This window comes from Nonomuraea sp. MG754425 (assembly GCF_021699195.1).
Classification (GTDB): Bacteria; Actinomycetota; Actinomycetes; order Streptosporangiales; family Streptosporangiaceae; genus Nonomuraea.
Genome location: NZ_SSXE01000233.1, coordinates 1 through 14,278 on the forward strand (window position 1 = coordinate 1; position 14,278 = coordinate 14,278).

Genomic DNA, 14,278 nt, shown 5'->3' on the forward strand with positions numbered 1-14,278 from the left:
CCCCAAGCTGACCCCGAAGCTGACCGGCCGGCTCGGGGCCGGTCAGCTTCGGGGTCAGCTTGGGGTCGGGGTGCCGGGGCAGCCGGTGTCGATGCGGCCCGTCTCGAAGTAGCGCACCACCTCGGCGGCGCACTCGGGCACGCGGGTGGCCGACACGTGCACGTCGTCGGCGACCGTGTAGACGACGCCGCCGACCGCGCGCCGCGTCTGGAGCGTCCAGTCGTAGGCGGACATGAACTCGTGCAGGTGCCCGGCCAGGACGAGGGAGCCGCCGCCCCGCTTCAGCGGGATGCGCTGCTCCGGCAGCGGCCAGCCGGAGCAGCCGGCCGGGCCGAGACCCCAGGAGCGGCCGGTCGCCGGATGGCGCTCGACGAGTTGCCGGTAGGCCCGCCAGGCGGTGGCGAAGTCGGGCCGGCTGCCGTCCTGGTTGCACTTGACCGCCCAGTTCATCGTCATGTTGAGCGTTTCCGGCACGCCGGGCGCGGGCGCGCCCGGCCGGGAGCCGAGCAGGTCCTTGACGGTGGGCGGGGCGGTGCCGTCCGTGGCGGTGCGCAGTTCGGCCAGGGCCTTGCCGGCGCGCGCCCATTCGGTCGAGTTGCGCTTGGCCAGGTCGGCCACGGCCGCGCCGTCCACGGGCCGGCGCAGGTCGGTGAAGGTCCTGGGGCTCCGGTCGTAGGCGCGGACCAGCTCCGCCACCTCCTCGCGCACCTGACGGGCGGTGGCTCCGAGGCCGTAGGTCCCGTCGCGGCGGGCCAGCCAGGCGGCCATGCGGCCGAAGCCGCGCTCGGCCGCCTCCGCGCTGCCCTTGATGTGTTTCATGAGGTCGGTCCAGGGCGGGGCCACGCTGTCCAGGAAGGCCCGGCCGGTGTGCCCGGGGAACAGGCTGCGGTACACCACGCCCAGCGAGGTGCCCCAGGAGAAGCCGAGCAGGTTGAGCTCGCGCTCGCCGAGCGCGGCCCGGACCAGGTCGACGTCCCTGGCCACGTTCTCCGTGGTGAGCTGCCGCAGGAAGGCCGGGTCGGAGGCGCCGCAGCTCCGGTTGGCGGCCACCTGGTCGTCGTAGATCTTCCTGGCCGCCGCCTCGGTCAGCGTGCCGGGCTCCTGCGGGCCGACGGGCTGGAGGGAGCAGGCGACCTTGGTGCTGTAGCCGACGCCGCGCGGGTCGAAGCCGATGATGTCGTATCGCTCGTTGAGCCCCGCCATCTCGTCGTTCTTGAGCACGGTCCGCAGGATCGGGTCCAGGTAGCCGCTGTTGCCCGGCCCGCCCGGCAGGACGGCGACGGCCCCGAGCCGGTGGCTCTCGTCCGTGGCGGCCAGCCGGGTGACCGCGATGTCGATCGTCCGGCCCTCGGGGGCGCGGTGGTCCAGCGGGACGCTGACCGTCCCGCACGTCAGACGCTTCATCAGAGCCTGGAAGGACGGGAGCTGCGCCGGCGGCACGCCCAGCCCGGCGGCCACCTCGTCGGTGTAGACGGGGCAGGGGTTCCACCGGACCTGCGGCCCGCTCTGCCCGGTCCCGGCGGGGGCGGCGCCGGCCGCGGACGGGTGGGCCGCCAGGGCGGCCAGGGCGAGGGCCAGGGCCGCCAGTGATGTTCGGTACGTCATGCGGGTCATCTCTACGCGCATGCCGGTTTCCCGGGCGTTTCCGTCTCGGGCCGATCGAGCTGCGGGCCGATCGGGACGGCTTGCCGGGCCCGGCGGCCAAGGTCCATGATCTCGAGGTGGAGATCCGACAAAACGGTCAAGGGCTGGTCGCGCTCGCGCTCGGCGGTTTCGGGATCGGCCTGACCGAGTTCGTGATCGCGGGCCTGCTGCCGCAGGTGAGCCGCGATCTGGACGTCTCCGAGGCCGCCGCCGGGTGGCTGATCTCGGGCTACGCCCTGAGCGTGGCGACCGGCGCGATCCTGCTGACCGCCGCCACCGGCCGCCTGCACCGCAAGACCGTCCTCGTCGGGCTGGTGGCGCTGTTCGTGCTCGGCAACCTGCTGTCGGCGCTCGCGCCCACGTACGCGGTGGCGCTGCTCGGCCGGGTGGTGGCCGCGCTGTGCCACGGCTCGTTCTTCGGCGTCGGCTCGCTCGTCGCCCGCCGCATGGTCCCGCCGGAGCGGGCCTCGCGCGCGGTCGCGGCGATGTTCGCCGGGCTGACGGTCGCCAACGTGCTGGGGGTCCCGTTCGGCGCCCTCATCGGCGAGCGCTGGGGCTGGCGCGCCACGTTCTGGGCGATCACCGTGATCGGCGTGCTCGCCCTGGCGGCCGTCGCCGTGTGGGTCCCGGCCTGGGCGGGCGCGGTGGACGAGACGCACGGGACGGCCGGGTTGCGCGCCCAGTTGCGCGCCCTCCGCTCCGGGCAGGTCTGGCTGACCCTCGCGGCCACCGCTCTCGGCTACGGCGGCATGTTCGGGGCGTTCAGCTACATCGCCTTCACCTTCACCGAGGTCACCGGCTTCTCCAGTGCCGACGTCGCCTGGCTGCTCGTCGTCTACGGCTGCGGCCTGGTGATCGGCAACGTCGCCGGTGGCCGGGCGGCCGACGTCGGCCGGGACCGCACGCTGATCGTGTCCCTGGCCGGGCTCGCCGCCACGCTCGCGGCGTTCGGGCTGCTGGCCGACGGGCGGGTCGCGTCGGTGCTGCTGGTCTTCCTGATGGGCGGGTTCGGGTTCGCGAGCGTCCCCGGCCTGATCACCCGGGTGACGGACGCGGCCGGCGGCGCGCCGCTCGCGGCCGGCGCGAACGTCTCGGCCTCCAACGTCGGCAACGCCCTGGGCGCCTGGCTCGGCGGCCTGGCGATCAGCGCCGGCCTGGGCTACCGCGCCCCGCTGTTCGTGGGGGCCGCCGTGGTGGGGCTCGGCCTGGCCGTGATGGTGGTCACCGCGCGCACCGCGCCCGATCGGCGGGCCGAGCGGCGCGGGACGGCGAGCGCGCCGGGCTAGGGTCGTGCGCATGAAGCCTGCGGACATCTCCCTCTTGCCGGCGCTCGGGGCGCCGACGATCTCCCCCGACGGCACGTACGCGATCGTCTCCGTGACCCGGCCCGATCTCGACGCCGACGAGTACCGCGGCGGTCTCTGGCTGGTCCCGACGGACGGCTCCGCCGAGCCGCGCCGGCTGACGCGAGGCCCGCGCGACACGGACCCCGCCTACTCCCCCGACGGCGCCTGGCTGGCCTTCGTCCGCGGCGGCGACGGCGCCAAGGGGCAGCTTCACGTGCTGCCCACCGGCGGCGGCGAGCCGTGGAAGGTGACCGACCAGCCGCTCGGCGCCGGCGAGCCGGTGTGGAGCCCCGACTCGCGGCGGCTGGCCTTCGTCGCGCGGGTGCCCGAGGAGGGCCGCTACCGCGAGGACAAGCCGGACAAGGAACGTCCGCGCCGCATCACCGGCTTCCCGTACCGGCGCGACAACCTGGGCTTCGTGCTCGACCGGCGGGCCCACGTCTTCGTCGTCGATCCCTTCGCCGAGCGGCCCGCCGCCACCCAGGTCACCGAGGGCGACTTCGACCACGGCGACGTCGCCTGGAGCCCTGACGGGACGCTGCTGGCGTTCGTGGCCGCCCGCCACGACGAGCGCCACACCACGCTCACCGACGACGTGTGGGTCAGCGCCGCCGACGGCTCCGGCCTGCGCCGCGTCACCGCCACCGACCTCTCGGTCCGCGCCCCTCGCTTCACCCCCGACGGCGCGGCCGTCTGCTTCCTCGCGGTCGAGTCCGGCCCCGAGCGCCGGCACCTGGTCGCCAGGAACCTCGGGCTCTGGCTGGCGCCGCTGTCCGGCGGGGCCGCCCGCCGCCTCACCGACGAGGAGCGCTTCCACCTGGCCGCCGCCCCGTACGTCCCCACGGCCGAGGGTGTGCTCGTCACTGTCGAGAACCGGGGCGCGAAGGACCTGCTGCGCGTGCCGTACACGGGCGGCGAGCCGGCCGTCCTGCTGGGCGGGCCCCGCGAGGTCGGCGCGGTCGCCCACGCCGCCGGTGTCACCGTCGCCGCCGTCGCCGACGCCCGCTCCCCCGGCGAGCTGGTCGCCCTGCGCGACGGCAAGGAGTTCCCCCTCACCTCCTTCGGCCCCGGCATCGACGTGCTGCCCATCGAGGAGGTGACCGGCACGGCCCCGGACGGCTATCCCGTGCACGGCTGGATCGTGCGTCCCGCGGGCGAGGGGCCGCACCCCGTGCTCCTCATGATCCACGGCGGGCCCTTCGCCCAGTACGGCTGGCACGTCTTCGACGAGGCGCAGGTGCTCGCCTCGGCCGGGTACGCCGTCGTGATGGGCAACCCGCGCGGCTCCTCCGGCTACGGCCAGGCGCACGGACGGCACATCATCGGCGACGTCGGCCGCCTGTCGGCCCTCGACCTGCTGGCGCTGTTCGACGCCGCGCTCGCCACCGGCGGCCTGGACGCCTCGCGCGCCGGGGTGCTCGGCGGCTCGCACGGCGGCTTCATGACGACCTGGCTGGCCGCCCACCACGGCGACCGGTTCAGGGCGGCGATCAGCGAGCGGGCGGTCAACGCGATCGACAGCTTCCACGGCAGCAGCGACATCGGCTGGTCGTTCGCCCGCGACCTGTACGGCGACGACCCGGCCCGCTGGGCGGAGCAGAGCCCGCTCACGCACGCCGACCGGATCGACAGGCCGTTCCTGATCATTCATTCGGAGCACGACTGGCGGTGCCCGGTGGAGCAGGCGCAGCGGCTGTTCGTCCGGCTGCGCCTGCGGGGGGTGGAGACCGAGCTGCTGCTGTTCCCCGGCGAGGGGCACGAGCTGACCCGCTCGGGCCTGCCGAGCCACCGGGTGGCCCGCTTCGAGGCCATCCTCGAATGGTGGGAGCGGCACCTGTAGGTCGATCGCCGTTCGGGCGGTCAGCCGGCCGTTCCCTGGGTCAGAGGCCCAGGTCGCGGGCGGCTGCCGCGGTGCCCTCGATCCGCGCCTGGATCTTGGCGAAGGCGGTGTCGCGGGAGGTGGAGGTGTCGTCGGCGAAGGGCGCGAAGCCGCAGTCGTCGCAGGTTCCCAGCCGGTCCGCCGGAAGATGGCGAGCGGCGGCCAGCACCCGGTCGCGCACCTGCTCGGGCGTTTCCACGACGGGGTCGACCGGGTCGATCACGCCGATGAACAGCCGCGCGCCGGCGGGCGCGTGTTCGGCGACGGTCGCCAGCACCCTGTCGGGGTCGGGTTCGCCGGCCAGTTGGAGGTAGAAGATGCCGGCTCTGAGCCGGAACAGTTTGGGCAGCAGTTCCGTGTAGTCGACGTCGGCGCTGTGGGTGGAGTCCTGGTCCGCGCCCGGACAGGTGTGCACGCCTATCCGGGCCCGCTCGGTCTCGGAGAAGCGGTCCAGCACCCGGTTGTTGAGCGCGACGAAGTCGTCCAGAACCGTGCCGGACGGGTCGAGCTTGAGCGCGAGGCGGCCTTCGGTGAAGTCGAGCTGCACCGCGTGCGCGCCACCGTCGAGGCAGCCGCGGATGTCGGCCTCGGCCTGGTCGGCGAGGTCGTTCAGGAACGCCTCGCGCGGATAGCCGTCGATGCCGTCGGACGGGTACAGCAGGCTGAGGGCCGAGGGCGCGATGACGGCCTGCTTGACCGGAACGCTCGCGTGCCGGCGGGCGTCGTCGAGGTAGCGCGCGGCGGGCACGGTGTACCGGAACGGCCCCGCGGTCAGGCGCGGCAGTTGCCGGGTGTGCCCGTCGGCGAACGGGATCACCGCCCCGTCCGGGGCGAGCGCGCTCTGCCCGGAGAGCGGGTACGTCGCGAAACTCGGCTTGGACTGCTCACCGTCGGTGACGACCGGTGAACCGAGCTTCTCCAGCCGGGCGATGGTGTCGGCCACCGCCCGGTCGGCGTAGGCGGCCAGCTCGGTGTCGTCGATGTGCCCCTGTGCGTGGGACTGCTGCGCGGCCAGCAGTTCGGCGGGCCGGGGGATGCTGCCGATCGGTTCGGTAGGGATGCCCATGGCGCGAACATAGATCGCCGGTGACGTCGGGTCAATCACCCATGGCTCGTGGTAATCATCGGTCCGGAAGCGGTTCACACCGGGGCGCGGGCGGGCCGGTGACGGTGGCGAGGCGCAGCCTGGTCTCGTCCGCGCTGCCGGGCACCGCCGACATGATCACGATCTTGCAGTCGGAGTCGCCGTCGGTCAGCACGTCGCAGTCGACCGTGACCGGCCCCACCGACGGGTGCGCGATCGTCTTGTGGTCCTCCCGGTGCGCGGCCACGACGCCCTGGGTCCACAGCGCGGCGAACCGTTCGTTGCCCGCGTTCAGCTCGCTGATCAGCCCGGCCAGCCGGGCGTCGCCGGGGAACCGGCCGGTGGCGCGGCGCAGGTCGGACACCACGGCCGCGTCGGTGGCGGCGCTGTCGCGCTCGGTCACCGGCCACAGCGCCAGCCGGGCGGGATCCGCGTTCACCGGGAACCGGTCGCGGGCGAAGTTGCGCAGCCGGGGCGGCGCCGGGGAGGGATCGCCGAGCAGCGCGGCCCAGGCGCGGTTCCACCAGATGAGCCGCCAGTCGGCCGCGAACACGGCGACCGCGACGTCCCCCAGCCGGGTGAGCACCCGCTGCACGCCCCTCGGGACGTGGTCGGAGACCGCCCCGTCCGCCGGGGGGACCAGGTGGGCCAGCCGGTACAGATGGTCGCGTTCGGCGACGGTGAGCTGCAGCACGCGGGCCAGCGCGGCGACCACCTGCGCCGAGGGCGCGGTGGCCCGCCCCTGTTCCAGGCGCACGACGTAGTCGACCGACACGCCGGCCAGCTCCGCCAGCTCCTCGCGGCGCAGCCCGGACGCGCGGCGCGCCCGGCCCACCGGCAGCGCCGCCGCGGACGGGGGCAGCCGATCCCGCCACGTGCGGATCATCGCGCCGAGTCCGGCCCCGGGTGTCGTCGTCATGTCCCCATTGTCCCCGGCCTGCTCCGGCCGGTCGTGGTACCGCTGTTCCCACCGTCACCGCTCCGGACGACCGCCGTGGTTACCGGACCTCTGATCCGGAAACCTCCATATCCCTTCGAGGGCGCTTTGATCAGCGGCTGGGACGCTGCGCGGGAACCGGCTCGCCGGTCCTGACGAGCCGGAGAACTCAACGGTGAGGAGCTCCATGCGTAACCAACTGCGCAGCGTACTCGCGGGAACCGCGGTCGTCGTCGGCCTGATCGCGCCGGCGAACACCGCCTCCGCCGCGGCGGCGAGCTGCACCTGGCTGGGCGACCTGCCGGGCAACGACAGCTTCGCCTCGATCGCCGGGGCCAGCGCCAGCGGCGAGTACGCCGTCGGCGCCAGCGAGAAGAACGGCCGCTTCCTGTGGCGCAACGGCCAGACGGTGGCGAGCTGGCCGGTCGAGCAGGGCGGCAAGCGCGACACCCCGGACGACGTCAACAGCAGCGGCGTGGTGATCGGCACCCGTACCCCGTGGGGCGGGCCGTCGGAGGCGTACGTCTGGCGGACGCCGGGCTCCGGCAACCCGACGACCCTGCGGGTGTCCAACGCCGAATGGGTCGAGCCGATCGCGATCAACGACACGGGTGACGTCCTCGGCTACATCACGCGTAACAGCGTGAGCTACGCCGTGATCTGGCCGGCCAGCAACTACGCGACCAACCGCGTCGTCGGTCCGGGCCGCCCGGTCGACATCAGCAACGACGGCCGCATCCTGCTGCACTCGAAGAAGATGTTGTATCCGGACGGCACACTGCACGACCTGCAGACCCCGGCCGGCGTCACCGCCTTCTCCATCACGGAGAGCCCCAACAGCGGCCGGCCGGTGGGCTACGGCACGACCACGGCGGGCACCGAGATCTCCATCGTGTGGAACACCGACGGCACGGTGGCGCACACCGTCGAGGGCGCGCGGCCGGTGGCGGCGAACACCGCCGGCGACACCGTCGGCCTGGTCAAGCGATCGGGCGCCGCGGGCTACGACTCCGGGTTCTGGCAGGGCAGCGGCACTCCGCTGCTCTTCTCCCAGCCTGACCCGCTCGGCGGACCCGGCGACATGTACCTGGGCGACAACGGCGTCCTTCACTCCATCTGGGTCTCGGAGGACTACTCCGACTCCAGTTGGAGCCGGTGGCGCTGCTCCTAGCTTGACCGGCTGGACGCCTCCGGCCTGAGAGCCGCGCATCACGAACCCCGCCCGGGCCGTCCGTGACATTCCGCCGACGGACGGCCCGGGGCGCGCAGGCGCGGTCCGCCCCGCCGATATCCACCCTTACGGTGGACGCATGAACATCTGTGTCTTCCTGTCCGCGGCCGACCTGCCCGAGACCTACACCCGGCCCGCCCGCGAGTTCGCCGAACTGATCGGCAGAGGCGGGCACACGCTGGTGTGGGGCGGCTCCAACGTGGGCCTGATGAAGGTGATGGCCGACGGCGTGCACGAGGCGGGCGGACGGCTGCTGGGCGTGTCGGTGGACTTCCTGGTCGACAAGGTCCGCCCCGGCGTGGACGACATGATCGTCGCCCCCGACCTCGCCGAGCGCAAGAGGCAGTTGCTGGAGAAGGCCGACGCGGTGGTCATCATGGTGGGCGGCACCGGCACGCTGGACGAGGCCACCGAGATCCTGGAGCTGAAGAAGCACGGCCGCACGGACAAGCCGGTCGTCCTGTTGAACACGGCGGGTTTCTACGACGGGCTCAAGGAGCAGTTCCGGCGCATGGAGGCGGAGGGCTTCCTCCCGCGTCCCCTCACCGACCTCGTCTTCTTCGCCGAGGAGCCGGTGGGCGCGATGGCCTACCTGGAGGAGTCGCTCGGCGTGCACTGAGCACCGCCGTCCCGCGCCCGCGGGGTCAGGCCGTCTCGGCGCTGAGCGTCGGCGCCACCGGGCGGCGGGCCGCCAGCCGCGCGGGCAGGGCGGCGCACACCGCCGTCGCCGCCAGGATCGCCAGCGTGGCGGCGAGCAGCCAGGTCCAGGGCGGCATGACCATCTTCCCCATGCCGATCAGCCGGTACAGCCCGATCCCCAGGGGGAGGCCGGCGAGCGCGCCGAGCACGGCGGGCAGCACCTGGGCGGCCGACAGCCCCGCGGACACCTGCCAGGGGGTGGCCCCCAGGGTGCGCGCCACGGCCATGTTCGCCCGCGTCTCCATCGCCGTGGTCCAGGTGAGCGCGACGGTGTTCACGACCGCCAGCGCGACCAGCAGGACGGTGACCGCCAGCAGCAGCCGCCGGTCGTGCACGTCACGCAGGTGGGGCAGGCTCGCCGCGCCCACGCCGTAGTGCCTCGACGGCTGGGCGAGGTGGAAAAGCAGCACCGTGACCGTGATCAGGGTGGCGGCGGTGGAGCACGCGTGCAGCACGGCACGGCCGGGCCTGCGCGCCATCAGCCGCAGTCCGAGCAGCAGCGGAGTCGGCAGCAGCGCGGACAGCGCCATCAGCCCCGGACGATGACGAGGCCGCTGGACGGGACCGGCCAGGGCGGTGACGGTCGCGGTCCGCAGGGCCCGCACGGTGGCGGGCAGCGCGGACAGCGCCGCCACCCCCACGGCCAGCACGGTCGTGGCGAGCACGGTGCCCCCGGCCGGCCCGGCGACGCCGCCGATCCGGCTGGCGGTCGGACTGGCGATCGCCGGCCCGGCCAACTGGGCCACCACCAGCCCCAGCACGTCCGCCGCCAGCGCCAGGGCCAGGTACTCGGTGAGCAGCACGGCCGCGATCAGGCCGGGCGTCGCCCCGACCGCCTTGAGCAGCCCCGCCCGGTACGTCTGCGCCGCGGTCCGGCCCGCCGCCAGCGTCGCCACGCCGGCCACGGCCAGGAAGCTGAGCAGCCAGCCGCCGACGACGAGGATCGGCTGCGCGGAGTTCAGGATGACGGCGTCCTGCCTGGCCTTGAACTGCCAGGTGTGGAAGGTCACCCGGACGGCGGGCCCGCTGCGGGCGTCGACGAACGCCTCGGCGGCGTCGGGGTCGCGCAGCCTGATGTCCAGGGCCGTGGTCACCGGCAGATCGCCGGACGCGGCCAGCGCACGCGCCTCCGGCGGGGTCAGCCAGGCCAGGCCGGTCCAGTCGCTCGGGCCGCCCCCCGGGCCGATCTGCGCGGCCCAGGGGTAGATGGAGGTGGCCGCGGTCACCGCGATCCCCTCGACCGGGTAGGACCGTCCGGCGATGGTGACGCGGTCGCCGACGCCGACGCCCAGCGCGGTGGCGAAACCCCGTTCGAGCACCGCGCCGCCGGGGCGCACCCACCGGCCGGAGGTCACCAGCGGCCGGTCCACGCTCCCGGGCGTCTCGGCCGCGCCGTGCACGACCACCTGGGAGGTGAAGCCGCGCGCGATGAGGGCGGTGTAGACGATCTGGTACGGCCCGTGGTACGCGACGACGCCGGGAGCCCGCGTCAGCGCGGTCAGCGTCCGGTCCGCGGCGGGGCCGGGGTCGGGGGCGAGCGCCACCACGTCCGGCCCGGCGGTCGCCGCCCGCGTCCGCTCGTACAGGGTGTCGCTCGCCCCGCGCAGGGACACGCCCAGGGCGAACGTCGCGGTGGCGGCCGTCACCGCGAGCAGCAGCAGCACGGCCTGGGCCGGGTGCCGGCGCAGGTCGGCCAGCACGAGACGCGCGACGAGCGCGAGGCGGCCCAAGGCGCTCAGCCCTCCAGCTCGATCAGGTCGCCGAGCCGGCCCGTGCCCGTGCCGGCCATCCGCACGTCCTCGACGAACATGCCGTCGCGCATCGAGACCAGCCGGTCCGCGGTGGCCGCGACCCGCTCGTCATGGGTGACGATCACGAGGGTCTGCCCCGCGGACCGCAGCTCCTCGAAGATCCGCAGCACGTCCAGCGTCGCCGTGCTGTCGAGGTTGCCGGTGGGCTCGTCGGCCAGCACGACCAGCGGCTCGTTGGCCAGCGCGCGGGCGATGGCGACGCGCTGGCGCTGCCCCCCGGACAGTTCCGACGGCAGGTGCCGGGCCTGCCCGGCGAGCCCGACCCGCTCCAGCAGCTCGCCGGCCCGCTGCCTGGCCTGCCGGCGGGTGCGGCCGGCCAGCAGCGCGGGCAGTTCCACGTTCTCGGCCGCCGACAGCTCCTCCATCAGGTGGAACGCCTGGAAGACGAAGCCCAGCGAACGGCGGCGCAGCCGCGCCAGGGCCCGCTCGCTCAGGGTGTCCACCCGCCGCCCGGCCAGCCACACCTCGCCGGCGGACGGCCGCTCCAGGCCGCCCAGCAGGTGCAGCAGGGTCGACTTGCCACAGCCGCTGGGGCCCATGACGGCCAGCATCTCGCCCTCGGGGACCTCCAGATCGACGTCGTCCACCGCGCGGACCCCGACCTGCCCGTGGCCGTGCTGCTTGACCAGGCCGCGGACCCGGACCACCGCCTCCGAACCGTTCACGCGTCCCCTGCTTCGTCGCCGTCCTCGGACCAGGCCCGCTCGCACGCGTCCAGCCACCGCAGGTCCGCCCGCATCCGCAGCACGACCCCCTCCAGCAGCAGCGCGGCGGCCGATCCGGCCGGCTCCGCCAGGATCGCGTGCTGCGCCTCGCGCAGGCGGCGCAGCAGCTCGCGGCGCTGCGCGGCCACCAGCTCGACCGGGTCGGCCAGCCGGGTCGCGGACGCGGCCACCAGCTTGAGATGGAACTCCGCCAGGTCGGGCTTCGGCCAGCCCACCTCGCCCAGCCACGCGGTCACCCGCTGGTGCCCGGCCGCCGTCAGCGCGTAGACCTTGCGCTCGGCCCGGTCGGGCAGGCCGTCGGCCTGTTCGCAGACCACCAGGCCGGCCCGCTCCAGCCGGGACAGCGTCACGTAGATCTGGCCGGGGTTCATCGACTCGCCCAGCGGGCCGAGGCTGCCACGCAGCAGGGCGCGCAGGTGGTAGCCGTGTGACGGCTCCTTGGCGAGCATCGCCAGCACTGCGTCCTGCATTCCACCCCCTAACGGCTAGCTAACAGATAGCGGTTAGCGGGTCATGGTGTCAATCCGCCCGGAGCACGCGCTTCGACCTCAACCCAGGACGAACGGCAGCCTGGCCGCCAGCTCTCCCAGTCCGGCCCGCTCCGTCTCGGTCGCGGCCCGCCGTCCCGTGCCCACCAGCAGCGCCGCCTCGTCCGGCCACGACGCCGGGAAGGCCGCACCCGCGATCTCCTCCAGCATCGCCCGCGTCCGCGCGAGCCCCTCCGGGGGCGGCCCCGCCACCTCCGGCAGGTTCGCGGCCAGGTCCAGGTGGTGCAGCGTCCACTCCAGGACGTAGGCGTCGAGGAAGTCGCCCGTGGTGAGCACCACGTCACGCGTGGCCACCCGCGTCTCCCGGTCGGCGAGCACCGCCGCGCGGCCGGCCGCGGAGCCGACGTCGTCGAGGTGGAAGCGCAGCAGCCACGGCTCACCGTACGCCGCGGCCAGCCGGACGGTCAGCGCGTCGAGCGGATCGTCGCCGGTCGGCGGCGTGCCGGAGACCTCCCAGTACGTCACCGCGTTCCGTGTCGCCGCCGCCTCGACCGGCGTCACCAGCGTGATCAGCACGTCCTGCGCGTCCACGACCAGGTGGCACACCAGATCCCGCACCAGCCACCCGGCGCACCCGGACGGCTGCCCGAACGCCTCGTCGGGCAGCCCGGCGACCGCCGCGCGCAACGCCTCCCACGACCGCGAAAAGAGATCCACACGGGCACCGTAGCCCGCCGTCGCGACGCCGGACAAACCCGATGGCCGGCTCAGACCCAGACGGTGGCGAGCCACACCGCCGCCGCGCCGGCCGCCAGCAGCACGACGTTCAGGCCGATCAGCCGTGCCTCGCCCCGGCGTAGGTGCAGCACGATCGCACCCACCTGGACGATCGTCAGCCCGGCCGCCGCGGCGACGGCCAGCCCCGGCGCGATCCCCGTCAGCACCGGCAGCACCAGACCGGCCGCGCCGAGCACCTCCAGCGTCCCGAGCACGCGGACGAACGGCATCGGCACGGTGTCGACCCAGCCCATCATCGGCCGCAACCGCTCCTGGCTCTGCGCGATCTTCTTGCCTCCGGCGAACAGGTACATCAGGGCGAGCAGGCCCGCGACGATCCAGTAGGCGATCTCCACGACACACACTCCAGAGGCTGGGGGACGGGACGCCGGCCACGATGGTTACCGGTCGTAAGCAGCCTCATCATGCGTCACTATTGAAAGTCTTACAAAAGGCACATGCGTGTGCGTAACGCACAAGGGGCTGTCATGTCCGAGTACCAGCACACCTGCCTCATCCGGGGCGACGACGGGCAGGCGGTCCGCGCCATCCTCGACCGCATCTGCAACAAGTGGACCCTGCTCATCGTCGCCACCCTCGACCGGGGCACCGTCCGCTTCACCGACCTGCACCGGCAGATCCCCGGCATCTCCCAGCGCATGCTGACCCTGACCCTGCGCAACCTCGAACGCGACGGCCTGGTCTCCCGGACGGTGCACGCCGAGGTGCCGCCGCGGGTCGAGTACGCGCTGACCCCCGTCGGCAAGAGCCTCATCCCGCCCGCCCTCGCCCTCGCCGGCTGGGCCGTCGAGCACGTCCCGCACATCGAGGCCAGCCGCCGGGCGCACGAGAGCGGCGGCCGGTGACCGCCGTCACGTCGCGGACGTCAGAGGGCCGGCCGCGCCGGGAGCCGCCGTCAGCCGGCTGTCCGCGAGGATGCGCTCGACGGTCCGCTCCAGGGAACTGTCCTCCCCGATGACCGTCTCGCGACCGTCCGGGAGCAGGTCGCGCGGCACGTACCACTCCCTCATCAGGTCCGGGGTGAAGTCCGCGCTCTGCGGCCGGGTCGCGTGCCGGCGCACGGTCTCGTCGAACGACACGTCAAGGTAGAAACAGCAGGTCACGCCCGCGTGGTCGGCCACGAGGCGGCGCAACATGCGTCCGTACCGGCTGCGGATGAGGATGCCCTCCAGCACGACGTGGTGGCCGGCGTCCAGCACGTGACGGCACATCAGGTCGATCAGGCTGATGTTCAGCCCCTCGGGCTTGTCGAGTTCGCGCAGGATGTCCCGGCGTACGACGTCCTGCCCGATCACGGCGAGCCCCCGGCGGCCGTACGCGGTGCGGATCGAGCGGGCCACGCTCGACTTGCCCGACCCCGAGTTGCCGCGGATGACGATGAGAACGGTGTCGGACGACCCGGTGCGCATCCGGCCACCGTAGCGCGCGGCCGGTGGGCGGGCCCGGAGGAGCGGGCGTTCGCCGTCCCGGTGTCCGGGCGACGGGTTGAGGAAGGGGCCGCACCGGCGGTGGGTGGTGCGGCCCCTTCCGGTCATCGGGCGGAGCGATGCGGCCTGGCGGTCAGCCGTCCGGATCGGCCCGGTGGGTGTGGCCCGACGGGTGGCGGATCATCCGCCGCCACCACCGCCGCCGCCAC

Annotated in this window: 14 protein-coding genes; 5 read left to right on the forward strand and 9 right to left on the reverse strand. The window is 74.1% G+C overall.

The annotated features are described in order from the left end of the window. Positions 1-54: 54 nt before the first annotated feature. A complete protein-coding gene (locus FAF44_RS46520; protein ID WP_237109871.1) occupies positions 55-1,605 on the reverse strand; it encodes an alpha/beta fold hydrolase in 1,551 nt (516 codons plus the stop codon). 116 nt (positions 1,606-1,721) lie between these two features. Between FAF44_RS46520 and FAF44_RS46525 the strand changes: the two genes are divergently transcribed. Together FAF44_RS46525 and FAF44_RS46530 are read left to right on the forward strand one after the other, a co-directional pair. Continuing rightward, a complete protein-coding gene (locus tag FAF44_RS46525) occupies positions 1,722-2,930 on the forward strand; it encodes an MFS transporter (protein ID WP_237109872.1) in 1,209 nt (402 codons plus the stop codon). 10 nt (positions 2,931-2,940) lie between these two features. Beyond that, positions 2,941-4,830: a S9 family peptidase gene (locus tag FAF44_RS46530; RefSeq protein WP_237109873.1), complete on the forward strand. Its 1,890-nt coding sequence runs from the start codon at positions 2,941-2,943 to the stop codon at positions 4,828-4,830. 40 nt (positions 4,831-4,870) lie between these two features. On the opposite strand, the gene FAF44_RS46535 is transcribed toward FAF44_RS46530, so the two are convergent. Together FAF44_RS46535 and FAF44_RS46540 are read right to left on the reverse strand one after the other, a co-directional pair. Then, on the reverse strand, positions 4,871-5,935 hold the full coding sequence (locus FAF44_RS46535) for a cobalamin-independent methionine synthase II family protein (RefSeq protein ID WP_237109874.1): 1,065 nt from the start codon (positions 5,933-5,935) through the stop codon (positions 4,871-4,873). Positions 5,936-5,990: 55 nt separating this feature from the next. After that, the gene (locus tag FAF44_RS46540; RefSeq protein WP_237109875.1) at positions 5,991-6,872 is read right to left on the reverse strand and encodes a helix-turn-helix domain-containing protein; all 882 of its coding nucleotides are present in this window, start codon (positions 6,870-6,872) and stop codon (positions 5,991-5,993) included. A 205-nt stretch (positions 6,873-7,077) separates the two neighbouring features. Between FAF44_RS46540 and FAF44_RS46545 the strand changes: the two genes are divergently transcribed. Continuing rightward, positions 7,078-8,061 carry a hypothetical protein gene (locus tag FAF44_RS46545; protein ID WP_237109876.1) on the forward strand — a complete coding sequence of 328 codons (984 nt, stop codon included), beginning with the start codon at positions 7,078-7,080 and terminating at the stop codon, positions 8,059-8,061. 139 nt (positions 8,062-8,200) lie between these two features. Beyond that, complete coding sequence (locus tag FAF44_RS46550) at positions 8,201-8,740, forward strand: TIGR00730 family Rossman fold protein (RefSeq protein ID WP_237109877.1); 540 nt, start codon at positions 8,201-8,203, stop codon at positions 8,738-8,740. Between the two features lie 25 nt (positions 8,741-8,765). Here FAF44_RS46550 and FAF44_RS46555 read toward each other — a convergent pair whose 3' ends face one another. The 5 genes from FAF44_RS46555 to FAF44_RS46575 form a co-directional block, all read right to left on the reverse strand. Next, positions 8,766-10,550: an ABC transporter permease gene (locus FAF44_RS46555; RefSeq protein WP_237109878.1), complete on the reverse strand. Its 1,785-nt coding sequence runs from the start codon at positions 10,548-10,550 to the stop codon at positions 8,766-8,768. A gap of 5 nt (positions 10,551-10,555) precedes the next feature. Further along, on the reverse strand, positions 10,556-11,296 hold the full coding sequence (locus FAF44_RS46560) for an ABC transporter ATP-binding protein (RefSeq protein WP_237109879.1): 741 nt from the start codon (positions 11,294-11,296) through the stop codon (positions 10,556-10,558). After that, positions 11,293-11,826, reverse strand: coding sequence for a PadR family transcriptional regulator (locus FAF44_RS46565; RefSeq protein WP_237109880.1), 534 nt, complete (start codon positions 11,824-11,826; stop codon positions 11,293-11,295). The genes FAF44_RS46560 and FAF44_RS46565 overlap by 4 nt, the downstream gene beginning before the upstream one ends. Positions 11,827-11,904: 78 nt before the next feature. Further along, positions 11,905-12,561 (reverse strand): maleylpyruvate isomerase N-terminal domain-containing protein, encoded by a 657-nt coding sequence (locus FAF44_RS46570; protein WP_237109881.1) that lies wholly within the window; start codon positions 12,559-12,561, stop codon positions 11,905-11,907. A 50-nt stretch (positions 12,562-12,611) separates the two neighbouring features. Further along, positions 12,612-12,977, reverse strand: coding sequence for a DoxX family protein (locus FAF44_RS46575; protein WP_237109882.1), 366 nt, complete (start codon positions 12,975-12,977; stop codon positions 12,612-12,614). Between the two features lie 132 nt (positions 12,978-13,109). On the opposite strand from FAF44_RS46575, the gene FAF44_RS46580 reads away from it, so the two are divergent. Continuing rightward, positions 13,110-13,487, forward strand: a complete 378-nt coding sequence (locus FAF44_RS46580) for a helix-turn-helix domain-containing protein (RefSeq protein ID WP_272895972.1) — start codon at positions 13,110-13,112, stop codon at positions 13,485-13,487. A gap of 6 nt (positions 13,488-13,493) precedes the next feature. Here the strand turns inward: FAF44_RS46580 and FAF44_RS46585 are convergent, their stop codons facing one another. After that, positions 13,494-14,051, reverse strand: a complete 558-nt coding sequence (locus FAF44_RS46585) for an AAA family ATPase (protein WP_237109883.1) — start codon at positions 14,049-14,051, stop codon at positions 13,494-13,496. Positions 14,052-14,278: the final 227 nt, after the last annotated feature.